The following is an 11,713-nucleotide window of genomic DNA, read 5'->3' as shown; positions in this document are numbered from 1 at the left end:
ACCTATATGGCAGAGAAAGGCCACGACGTGACTGATAGAACCCCAGCAATCCTCGTTCTCGCGGACGGGCGCACCTTCCGCGGTTATGGCTTTGGCGCCACCGGCACCACCTTGGGCGAGGCCGTATTCACCACGGCGATGACCGGCTACCAGGAGACCATGACGGACCCGTCTTACCACCGCCAGATCGTGGTTTCCGCAGCGCCGCACATTGGCAATACCGGTTGGAACGACGAGGACAATGAGTCCCACGGCAACCACATCTGGGTTGCGGGCCTCGTCATCCGCGACCTCGCGCAGCGCGTATCCAACTGGCGCGCAGAGCGCAGCCTGAGCGAAGAGATGGAAAAGCAGGGTGTCATTGGCATCCGCGGCATTGATACCCGCACCTTGGTTCGCCACCTGCGCAACTACGGCTCCATTGCTGCCGGCCTGTTCTCCGGCGAAGATGCACAGCGCCCGGTCGAGGAGTTGCTCAAGGAAGTTAAGTCCCAGGACTCTATGGAAGGCGCCGATCTCGCTGCGGAGGTATCTACCGACGAGCCGTACACGGTTGAGGCCGTAGGGGAGAAGAAGTACACCGTCGTTGCCTTCGACATGGGCGTTAAAACCGCAACCCCGCGCCACTTTTCCCAGCGCGGCATCGAAACCGTCGTCGTGCCCGCAAATACCTCTTTTGACAAGGTGAAGTCCTATAACCCGGATGGCGTCTTCGTCTCCAACGGCCCGGGCGACCCGGCTACCGCCGACGAAATGGTGGGCATCATCAAGCAGGTGCTCGAAGCCAAGATTCCGTTCTTCGGCATCTGCTTTGGCAACCAGCTCCTGGGCCGCGCGCTTGGCCTAGACACCTACAAGATGAAGTTCGGCCACCGTGGCATCAACGTGCCGGTGCGCAATAACGTGACCGGCAAGATTGATATCACCTCCCAGAACCACGGCTTCGCGCTGAAGGCGCCGGAAGGCTATGACCTCAACAGCAACGACGCCGAGTTCGCCACCGATTTCGGCCCCGCGCAGGTTACCCACATCTGCCTGAACGACGACACCGTCGAGGGCGTGGCATTGCGCAACGGCATGGCCTACTCCGTGCAGTACCACCCGGAATCCGCTGCTGGCCCGCACGATGCCAACCCGCTATTCGATCAGTTTGAAGAACTGATGGCTAACCACACCCCAAATAAATAGACAACCAGGAAAAGGAAGAATAACTATGCCAAAGCGCAACGACATCAACCACGTCCTGGTCATCGGCTCCGGCCCGATCGTCATCGGCCAGGCTTGCGAGTTCGACTACTCCGGCACCCAGGCCTGCCGCGTGCTCAAGGAGGAGGGCCTGCGCGTAACGCTGGTCAACTCCAACCCGGCCACCATCATGACCGACCCTGAGTTTGCGGATCACACCTACGTGGAGCCTATCGAGCCGGAATACATCGAAAAGATTCTGGTCAAGGAACGCGAAGAGGGCAACCCCATCGACGCCGTGCTGGCTACCCTGGGCGGCCAGACCGCGTTGAACGCCGCAGTTCAGCTTGACCGCCAAGGACTTCTGGACAAGTACGGCATCGAGCTCATCGGCGCCGATATTGACGCCATCGAGCGCGGCGAGGACCGCCAGAAGTTCAAGGACATCGTCGCCTCCATCGGCGGCGAGTCCGCCCGCTCCGCCGTGTGCCACAACATGGATGAGGTCCACGAGACCGTCGACAAGCTCGGCCTGCCCGTCGTTGTCCGTCCTTCCTTCACCATGGGTGGTTTGGGCTCCGGTCTGGCCTTCAATAATGAGGACTTGGACCGCATCGCCGGCGGCGGCTTGGCTGCATCCCCTGAGGCCAACGTGCTCATTGAGGAATCCATCCTGGGCTGGAAGGAATACGAGCTCGAGCTTATGCGCGATGGCGATGACAACGTCGTGGTTGTTGCCTCCATCGAAAACGTCGATGCCCTGGGCGTGCACACCGGCGATTCCGTCACCGTCGCCCCAGCGCTGACGCTTACTGACCGTGAGTTCCAGAAGATGCGTGACTTGGGCATTGCCATCATCCGCGAGGTCGGCGTCGATACCGGCGGCTGTAATATCCAGTTCGCGGTTAACCCGGAAGACGGCCGCATCATCGTCATCGAGATGAACCCGCGCGTGTCCCGTTCCTCCGCGCTGGCATCCAAGGCCACCGGTTTCCCGATTGCTAAGCTGGCGGCCAAGCTCGCCATTGGCTACACCTTGGACGAGGTGCAAAACGACATCACCGGCGAGACCAAGGCAGCCTTCGAGCCGACCCTGGACTATGTCATTGTCAAGGCCCCGCGCTTTGCCTTTGAGAAGTTCCCGGGTGCCGATGACACCTTGACTACCACCATGAAGTCTGTGGGCGAGGCCATGGGCATCGGCCGTAACTACATCGCGGGCCTGAACAAGGTCATGCGTTCTTTGGAAAACAAGCCCAATGGCTTCTGGACCAAGCCGGATGAGTACTTTGCGGGCGAGCGTGCTACTGACCTGCAGGCCGTGCTCAAGGATCTGGAGCGCCCGACCGAGGGCCGCATGTACGACATCGAGCTGGCCCTTCGCCTTGGCGCCACTGTCGACGAGGTCCACGAGGCTTCCGGCGTTGACCCCTGGTTCATCGCTGAGTTGGCCACGTTGGTGGCCTTCCGCCAGGAGCTTATCGACGCCCCAGTGCTCACCGAGGAGCTGCTGCGCGAGGCCAAGGTCTTTGGGCTTTCCGACGCCCAGATTGCCGCCCTTCGCCCCGAATTCAACGGCGAGGATGGCGTACGCAGTCTGCGCTGGCGCATGGGTGTTCGCCCCGTGTACAAGACCGTAGATACCTGTGCCGGTGAGTTCGAGGCCCAGACCCCGTACCACTACAGCTCCTATGAGCTTGACCCGGATGCCGAGACCGAGGTTCGCCCGGCACCGGAAGGCTCCAAGGGCAAGGTCATCATTTTGGGCTCCGGCCCTAACCGCATCGGTCAAGGCATCGAGTTTGACTACTCCTGCGTTCACGCGGCCCTTGAGCTTTCGGAGCAGGGCTACGAGACCGTCATGGTCAACTGCAACCCGGAGACCGTCTCCACCGACTACGACACCGCAGACCGCCTCTACTTCGAGCCGCTGACCTTCGAGGACGTCATGGAGGTCTACCACGCGGAGGCCGCTTCCGGTGACGTTGCTGGTGTGATTGTCCAGCTGGGTGGCCAGACTCCGCTGGGCCTCGCTGCCCGCCTGGAGGAGGCAGGCGTTCCGGTTGTGGGCACCAGCCCTGCAGCTATCGATTCCGCCGAGGACCGCGGCGAATTCGGCAAGGTCCTCGATGAGGCAGAATTGGCAGCTCCGGAGTACGGCACCGCCACCTCCTTCGCGGAGGCCCGCGAGGTTGCTTCCTCCATCGGTTACCCAGTACTGGTTCGTCCGTCCTACGTGCTGGGCGGCCGCGGTATGGAAATCGTCTATGACGAAAAGGCGCTGGAAGACTACATCGAGCGTGCCACCGAGCTGTCTCCGGACCACCCGGTTCTGGTGGACCGCTTCCTGGATTCCGCCATCGAGATTGACGTTGACGCTTTGTGCGACGGCAACGAGGTCTACCTGGGCGGCGTCATGGAGCACATTGAGGAGGCCGGCATTCACTCCGGTGACTCCTCCTGTGCACTGCCACCGATGACGCTCGGACCCGAGGACATTGAAAAGGTCCGCACGTCTACCCGCTTGCTCGCCGAGGGCATTGGCGTCAAGGGCCTGATGAACGTCCAGTTCGCCTTGAAGGATGACATCCTCTACGTCATTGAGGCCAACCCACGTGCTTCCCGTACCGTGCCGTTCGTCTCCAAGGCCACTGGCGTACCGCTGGCTAAGGCAGCTTCTCGCGTCATGATGGGCTCGAGCATCGCGGATCTGCGTGCCGAAGGCATGATTCCTTCCGAATACGACGGTGGTTCTTTGCCGCTGGAGCACCCGATTGCCGTCAAGGAAGCAGTCTTGCCATTCAACCGCTTCCGCCGTCCCGATGGCAGCCTGCTCGATACTCTGCTCTCGCCAGAGATGAAGTCCACCGGTGAGGTCATGGGCTTGGCTACCAACTTTGGCGCGGCCTATGCCAAGGGCGAAATCGCGGCCTTTGCCGTACCACCCACGGAGGGTACCGTCTTCGTTTCTGTTGCCAACCGCGACAAGCGCACCCTGATCTTCCCGATTCAGCGCCTGGCCAACATGGGCTACAACATCGTCGCTACCGCCGGCACCGCCCAGATGCTGCGCCGCAACGGTATCGAGTGCGAGGTTGCCGCCAAGGTCTCTGAGGCCAAGGAAGGCGAAGAGTCCATCGTGGATAAGATTTTCAACGGCGAGATCGACTGGATTCTCAATACCCCGGCCGGCTCCGCCGGTGCCCGCCACGACGGCTACGATATCCGCGCCGCCGCCGTGCACATGGAAATCCCGCTGGTGACCACCGTGCAGGGTGTAACCGCGGCTGTCCAGGGCATCGAAGCGATGCGCATTGGCAACCTGCAGGTACGCGCACTCCAGGAGCTTGAGCATGGCCCACAGCACTAAAGGATTTGGCGAGCGCCTAGAAGAAGCCGGCCAGGAACGCGGGCGCCTGTGCGTTGGCATCGACCCCCATCCGTATCTCTTGGACAAGTGGGGGCTGGAGCCCACCGCTGACGGTCTGCGGACCTTTAGCCTGCGCTGCGTTGAAGCCTTTAGCGATACCGCCGCCTTGGTAAAGCCACAGGTTGCTTTCTTTGAGGGCTTTGGCTCCCAGGGCTTTGCGGTCCTCGAAGACGTCTTGGCTACCCTGCGGGAAGCGGGGTGCCTGACTGTTGCCGATGCCAAGCGCGGCGATATTGGCTCCACCATGGCCGGCTACGCAGACGCATGGCTAGGCGATAGTTCGCCGCTGCGCGCAGACTCTGTGACCGTGTCGCCCTATCTAGGCGTCGGTGCACAGGGACCGGTATTCACCAAGGCCGAAGAAACTGGCCGCGGTGTATTCGTCCTCGCCGCTACCTCCAATCCGGAGGCACGTGCCATCCAGTCGGTCCCGGTGGGCGAGGAGAGCACTATCGCTCAGGGCGTCGTCGATGAATGCGCCGCGTTCAATGTCGAGGCGCAGAAGGCAGGCAAGCCTGGCGATGTCGGCGTAGTCGTTGGCGCTACGTTGGACAATCCGCCGCGCCTCGATGCACTCAATGGACCGGTTCTTCTGCCCGGTGTTGGCGCTCAGGGCGCCGGCCCAGAGCAGGTGCACGGCATTGTTTCTGCTCGTCCATCGCTGGGATTCGCCAATGTGTCTCGAGCAGTGCTGGAGCAAGGTCCTGACGTCGCTGACCTGCGCAAAGCAGTTGCTCAGGTGGCAGCGGAGTTCCGGGACTAAAAGGGGCGGCGTGGCTGATTAACGGCCGCGCCGTTTACCTGGTACTTTGTTTAAGGTATGTGCGGTGACGTGCTAAAATAGGCGTGCTTTTGGACCCGTTAATCGTCACCGTTCAATGAGCAGTGCTAGGATTGCCAGAAGTCGGTTTGCTCGAAGGTTATTGATGACTTTCCGCGGTGTATAAACTGCGTTAGGCAGCCGTAATCTGGTACCAAGTACTAGACGTAACAGAATCAATCTAATGAATCGGAGGAAACCCGTGGCCCTTCCAAAGTTGACTGATGAGCAGCGCAAGGAAGCTCTCGCAAAGGCCGCTGAGGCCCGCAAGGCTCGCGCCGAGCTCAAGGCTGCGCTCAAGCGCGGCGAGACCGACCTGAAGGACGTGCTCGAAAAGGCTGAGACCGATGAGATCATCGGCAAGACCAAGGTTTCTGCACTCCTCGAGGCTCTGCCGAAGGTTGGCAAGGTCAAGGCTAAGGAAATCATGGAGGACCTGGAGATTGCTCAGACCCGCCGTCTGCGCGGCCTGGGTGAGCGTCAGCGTCGTGCTCTCCTCGAGCGTTTCGGCTACGGCGAATAGTCACAACCATGGCTGACGCAACTGCACGCGGGCGCCTCGTCGTATTGGCGGGGCCTTCCGCAGTGGGAAAATCCACCGTAGTTTCGCGTCTGCGCAGTGACGTCGAGGGGCTGTACTTCAGCGTGTCTATGACCACGCGCCAGCCCCGCCCCGGGGAGCAGGACGGTGTCGACTACTTCTTCGTCACCCCAGAAACCTTCCAGGAGCGAATTGATGCCGGGGAGATGCTCGAATGGGCTGATATCCACGGCGGATTGCAGCGCTCTGGAACGCCCGCCCAGCCGGTAGAGGAAGCTTTGGCCGCTGGCCGCCCGGTACTCGTTGAGGTGGATCTCGCGGGTGCCCGGAGTGTTAAGAAAGCGCTGCCGGAGGCAGACCTGGTCTTTTTGGCGCCCCCGTCATGGGAGGTACTTGTGGAGCGGCTCACCGGCCGCGGTACCGAGCCGCAAGACGTCATTGACCGTAGGTTGCAAACTGCGCATGAGGAACTAGCCGCACAGGACGAGTTCGATCACGTCGTTGTGAACGAGGATCTGGACGAGGCAGTATCTGCCATTAGTGATATCCTGCGGGCATAGACCTCCTTTTTGACCATCTTCAATCAATGTAAAGGTGCATGTGACTAACGTGACCACCCCTTCTAACACTGAAGCCGCAAAGGCGGAACCAGTATTTGATGATCCGATCGGCATTACTGATCCCCCGATCGATGAGCTTTTGGACAAGGTTTCCTCTAAGTACGCTTTGGTCATCTTTGCCGCTAAGCGCGCACGTCAGATCAATAGCTACTACCAAGAGCAGGATGAAGGTGTCTTCGAGTTCGTAGGCCCGCTGGTTACCCCAGAGCCAGGCGAAAAGCCTTTGTCCATCGCATTGCGCGAGATTGATGCTGGCCTGCTTGACCACGAGGAAGGCAAGTAGCTAGCACTAAGCGTGTAATAGCTTTAAGGCTCCACGCGCCGCCACGGATGTGCATCCCCGAATTGGGGTGCACCTCTTGGTCGCGGCGGGTGGGGCCTTTCTCTATGTCGGCAGGTACCATCGTGCGGTGTGACTGATAAAGATACCTCTCGCAATATTGTTCTGGGCGTCGCTGGCGGCATCGCTGCCTACAAGGCGTGCCACCTCGTGCGCAATCTCAAGGAAGCGGGCGATGACGTCCGCGTTGTCCCGACGGAAAGTGCACTGAACTTCGTGGGCGCGGCTACGTTTGAGGCCCTATCCGGCCATCCCGTCTCCACGAGCGTGTTTGAGGCCGTGGATGAGGTGCAGCACGTCAACGTAGGACAGCATGCGGATGCTGTGGTTATTGCGCCCGCCACCGCGGATCTTATCGCGCGCTTGGCTGCAGGCCGAGCCGACGATTTGCTCACGGCCACCGTATTGGTCGCGACGTGCCCGGTTATTGTGGCCCCAGCTATGCATACTGAAATGTGGCATAACCCCGCTACGCAGGACAACGTGGCTACTTTGCGACGTCGCGGTATCACCGTCATCGAGCCCGCCCACGGCCGCCTTACCGGCAAGGATTCTGGCCCAGGTCGTTTGCCGGAGCCGGAACAGATTGCGGAGATTGTCCGCACTGAACTGGCGGGCTACCGAGTGCAACACACCTGGCAGGGCAAGAAGGTCGTCATATCAGCCGGCGGTACCCAGGAGGAGCTGGATCCGGTCCGATACTTGGGCAATCGATCTTCCGGCAGGCAGGGATTTGCACTCGCGGAATGGGCCGCCCAGATGGGCGCCGAGGTCACCCTCGTTGCGGGTAATACCGCCCAGCTTCCTGTGCCAAGCGGCGCGAAGCTACGGCACATTGTCTCCACCCGTGAGTTGGAGGACGTCATGCGCGAGGAGTGCCGCGATGCGGACGTGGTGATCATGGCCGCTGCAGTCTCTGACTTCCGTCCGGCGGAGGTTGCCGAATCAAAGATGAAGAAGGGACAGGCAGACGATGCACTCTCGACGCTCCATCTGGTGGAAAACCCGGATGTGCTCAAAGGGCTCGTCGCTGCGCGCGAGCGCTCGGAGGTCCCTGCCGAGTGCGTAATTGTGGGGTTCGCCGCCGAAACCGGCGATGCCCAGAAGTCCGCCTTGGACTATGCCCAGGAAAAGTTTGCGCGTAAAGGCTGCGATGTGCTCATGGCCAATGAGGTCGGGCGCGGAAAGACCTTTGGTCAAAAGTCCAATGAGGGATGGATTTTGCGTCCGGATTGTGCGCCGCAACGCGTGGAGCATGGCTCGAAGCAGGTTGTCGCCGCTCAGATTCTTTTGGCCGTGAATGAAATGTTTCAGGTGTAGACAACTAAAATTGCATTTATAGACCGCTTGGTCTAGGATTGCGAGGTATTAGGCTTGGGCGTAGAAAACCCACAGCATCGAATCAACAGTGAGAACAAAGGAAGTTTTTGTGACTGATAACGCTGCAGTGGCAACTCGTCTTTTTACCAGCGAGTCCGTGACAGAAGGCCATCCCGATAAGATTTGTGACGCCATTTCTGACGCCATCCTTGATGCCCTGCTGGAAAAGGATCCAGCATCCCGCGTCGCCGTTGAGACGTTGGTAACCACCGGCCAGGTCCACGTGGTGGGCGAGGTTCGCACCGAGGCATACGTAGAAATCCCGGCGCTGGTGCGCGACACCCTTAAGTCCATCGGCTTTACTTCTTCGGAAGTCGGCTTTGATGGCAACACCTGTGGCGTGAATATTGCCATTGGCGAGCAGTCCCAGGAAATTGGCGCCGGAGTGGACAACTCCACTGAAGCCCGCGCCCATGACGAGGATTATGACGCCGAAAACGATACCGCAGGTGCCGGCGACCAGGGTCTGATGTTCGGCTATGCCTCTAATGAGACCGCTGAGTACATGCCACTGCCCATCGCTTTGGCGCATCGCCTGTCCCGCCGCCTGACGCAGGTACGTAAGGATGGAATCGTCGATCACCTCCGCCCGGATGGCAAGACCCAGGTGACCTTTGCCTACACCGACGACAATGAGCCGTCCCACCTGGATACCGTGGTGATTTCCACGCAGCACGATGCCGAGGTCGATAGCGCTTGGTTGGAAGGCCCCTTGCGCAGTGAGGTCCTTGAATGGGTTATCAAGGACGCCGGCTTGGAGAAGTACTACACCGAAGACACGACCTTGTTGGTCAACCCTTCCGGTTCCTTCATCCTTGGCGGTCCGATGGGCGATGCCGGTCTTACCGGACGCAAGATCATCGTCGATACCTACGGCGGCATGGCTCGCCACGGCGGCGGCGCGTTCTCTGGCAAGGACCCGAGCAAGGTGGACCGTTCCGCTGCTTATGCCATGCGCTGGGTGGCCAAAAATATCGTCGCCGCGGGCTTGGCAGATCGCGCTGAAGTCCAAGTGGCTTACGCAATCGGCCGCGCCAAGCCGGTGGGTCTGTACGTGGAGACCTTCGGTACCGCCAAGGAAGGCCTGAGCGATGCGAATATCCAGGCTGCGGTGAATCAGGTATTTGACCTGCGCCCGGCCGCTATCATTCGCGAGCTCGACCTATTGCGCCCCATCTATGCGCAAACTGCGGCCTACGGTCACTTTGGACGGACCGACGTTGAGCTGCCGTGGGAGCAGTTGAACCGAGTGGAAGCATTGCGTGCTGCCGCTGGTCTGTAGAATCGAGGCCTATGCCTAAGAAAACACCCGCCACCCGGAAGCCGGTTGCGCGGGTGTTGCCTCTTTTAGGGGTTGCGCACCTAGACCGAGGATTTGATTACCTCGTAGAAGAGGCAGACTCGGAGGAAGTCCAACCGGGGATTAAGGTGCGCATCCGCTTCAACGGGCGCTTGGTGGACGCGATTGTCTTAGAACGCCGACATGACTCCGAATTTGGCGGCAACCTGCGCTTTATCGAGCGCGTTATCTCCCCCTTCCAGGTTTATCCGCCGCAGCTGGCCCGGCTTGTCGACGCCCTGGCAGACCGCTACGGCGGCGTGCGCTCAGACATTATCCGCTCCGCTATCCCGCCGCGGCACGCCAAGGCGGAGGAATCCGACCTAGAAACCCCGTGGGAGGAGCTCGGCACCACGAGCGAGCCCGACCTATCAGGGTGGTCGGCCTATCAACATGGCGAGGCTTTCGTAGATTCGATTCTGGCGGGCAAGCTCGCCCGAGCCGCCTGGCAAATCGCCCCGGGCGATGATTGGGCACATGCGCTGGCTGCACTCGCTGCCAAAGTGGCGCTTGGCGGTGGCGGAGTTCTCCTCGTCGCCCCGGACCAGAAGAGCGTCGATGCTGTAGACGCCGCGCTTCGCCAGGTACTTGGCGCAAAGCAGATAACGGTGCTGACTAATAGCATGGGCCCGCAGGCACGCTATCGCCGTTATCTCTCCGCGCTTGTGGGCCAAGCCCGCGTGGTCATTGGTACCAGGTCCGCTGCCTTTGCCCCGGTCAAAGACTTGCAATTGGCGGTGATCCTCGATGATGGCAATGATAATTTGGTCGACAACCTCAAGCCCTATGTCCATGCGAGGGAAGTACTTACCACCCGCTCAGCCTTCGAAGGCTGCAGCATGGTTTTGGCCAACCATTCGCGAACAGCAGAGACACAGCTCCTCGTGGAATCAGGATGGGCGCACGATGTGGTGGCCAAAGAGCAAACCACAACGGCGCGGTGCCCGGCTATCGAGGCGGTGGGGTCGTTCGGCCTGTCTATCGCCCGCGACCTCCAGGGCGGCACCACCAAAGTACAAGCGCAGGCCTTCCAAGCTGCTCACCAGGCGCTGGATAGGGGAGAGCCGGTGCTGGTGCAGGTACCGCGCAAGGGCTATGCGCCCATTTTGGCCTGTGGCCAGTGCCGAGCGCCGGCTCGCTGCCGGCATTGCAATGGGCCATTGGGGCTGCCGCCCAAGGGGGCGTCGGCAAGCGCGGGCTCGGACGAAGCGGGAATGCCTACCTGCCGCTGGTGTGGTCGCATTGAGGCGCGGCATCGGTGCACCGAATGCGGGTCCCCGCGCCTGCGAGCCATCGTGTTGGGCTCGGAGCGTACCGCGGAAGAAATGGGCCGGGCCTTTCCCAATACGCGGGTAGTGGTCTCGGGCGGAAACAAAGTGCTCGATGCAGTGGACAATGCGCCGGCGCTGGTCATTGCCACCCCTGGCGCCGAACCGACAGTAAAAGATGGTGCCTATGGCGCGGCGTTGCTCTTGGATGCCGGTGCGTTGCTCAACCGGCAAGACCTGCGCGCCACGGAGGACACCCTAGCGAAGTGGGCGCAGGCGGCTACCTTGGTGCAGCCGCATTTCAAGGGTGGTCGAGTAATCCTGGCGGCCGATGACTCGCTCACCGTAGTCCAGCATTTCCTACGCTGGGATATGGTGGGCGCTGCCGCGGCAGAGCTTGCTGCCCGGCGCGAAGTGCGCTTCCCACCCGCGGTGCATTTTGCTGCCATCGACGGTGCGGATGCATCCCTGGATGGCTTTGCCGAGCTTGTGGATCTTCCAGACCACGCGGAGGTATTAGGACCAGTTCCCCTTCCGCCGGGGCAGAGCCTGCCTGGTGACTACGATAGCCAGCGTTTTGGCCCACCGCAGCGGTTGGTCGTGCGCACCCCGCTGGGGCCGCGTTCCCAATTGGGGCGGGCATTGCGCAGTGCCAACGCCGCGCGCAGCGCCCGCAAGGATGAGCTGCCTTTGCGCATCGTGGTTGACCCCATCCACGTGGGTTAGCCATATCGGGGCCGTAGGCGCTCATGCGCTAATCTCGACGGAGGAAGCCGCCACCACCGGCCGG

General features: G+C 60.9%; 9 protein-coding genes. All 9 read left to right on the top strand.

Features of this window, described 5'->3' with window-relative positions; all coding sequences use genetic code 11:
* Positions 1-6: 6 nt before the first annotated feature.
* The 9 genes from carA (at position 7) to RAE09_RS00730 (ending at position 11,649) form a co-directional block, all read left to right on the top strand.
* A complete protein-coding gene (gene carA, locus RAE09_RS00770; protein WP_316980878.1) occupies positions 7-1,188 on the top strand; it encodes a glutamine-hydrolyzing carbamoyl-phosphate synthase small subunit in 1,182 nt (393 codons plus the stop codon).
* Positions 1,189-1,213: 25 nt separating this feature from the next.
* The gene (gene carB, locus RAE09_RS00765; RefSeq protein WP_316980702.1) at positions 1,214-4,555 is read left to right on the top strand and encodes a carbamoyl-phosphate synthase large subunit; all 3,342 of its coding nucleotides are present in this window, start codon (positions 1,214-1,216) and stop codon (positions 4,553-4,555) included.
* Entirely contained in the window at positions 4,539-5,378 is an 840-nt protein-coding gene (gene pyrF / locus RAE09_RS00760; RefSeq protein ID WP_316980701.1) for an orotidine-5'-phosphate decarboxylase, read from the top strand. The genes carB and pyrF overlap by 17 nt, the downstream gene beginning before the upstream one ends.
* A 259-nt stretch (positions 5,379-5,637) precedes the next feature.
* Entirely contained in the window at positions 5,638-5,958 is a 321-nt protein-coding gene (gene mihF, locus RAE09_RS00755; RefSeq protein ID WP_005328460.1) for an integration host factor, actinobacterial type, read from the top strand.
* Positions 5,959-5,966: 8 nt separating this feature from the next.
* Positions 5,967-6,536: a guanylate kinase gene (gene gmk / locus RAE09_RS00750; RefSeq protein WP_005324892.1), complete on the top strand. Its 570-nt coding sequence runs from the start codon at positions 5,967-5,969 to the stop codon at positions 6,534-6,536.
* Between the two features lie 40 nt (positions 6,537-6,576).
* Positions 6,577-6,879 (top strand): DNA-directed RNA polymerase subunit omega, encoded by a 303-nt coding sequence (rpoZ, locus tag RAE09_RS00745; RefSeq protein ID WP_005324891.1) that lies wholly within the window; start codon positions 6,577-6,579, stop codon positions 6,877-6,879.
* A gap of 129 nt (positions 6,880-7,008) precedes the next feature.
* Positions 7,009-8,256 (top strand): bifunctional phosphopantothenoylcysteine decarboxylase/phosphopantothenate--cysteine ligase CoaBC, encoded by a 1,248-nt coding sequence (coaBC, locus tag RAE09_RS00740; protein ID WP_316980700.1) that lies wholly within the window; start codon positions 7,009-7,011, stop codon positions 8,254-8,256.
* A 109-nt stretch (positions 8,257-8,365) separates the two neighbouring features.
* Positions 8,366-9,598 carry a methionine adenosyltransferase gene (gene metK, locus RAE09_RS00735; RefSeq protein WP_049360757.1) on the top strand — a complete coding sequence of 411 codons (1,233 nt, stop codon included), beginning with the start codon at positions 8,366-8,368 and terminating at the stop codon, positions 9,596-9,598.
* Positions 9,599-9,609: 11 nt separating this feature from the next.
* Entirely contained in the window at positions 9,610-11,649 is a 2,040-nt protein-coding gene (locus RAE09_RS00730) for a primosomal protein N' (protein WP_316980699.1), read from the top strand.
* The last annotated feature ends 64 nt before the right edge of the window (positions 11,650-11,713 follow it).

This window comes from Corynebacterium tuberculostearicum (assembly GCF_032821615.1).
Taxonomy (GTDB): Bacteria; Actinomycetota; Actinomycetes; order Mycobacteriales; family Mycobacteriaceae; genus Corynebacterium; species Corynebacterium tuberculostearicum_H.
Note: the sequence above shows the minus strand (reverse complement) of the source record. Positions and strands in the feature narration are given on the sequence as shown.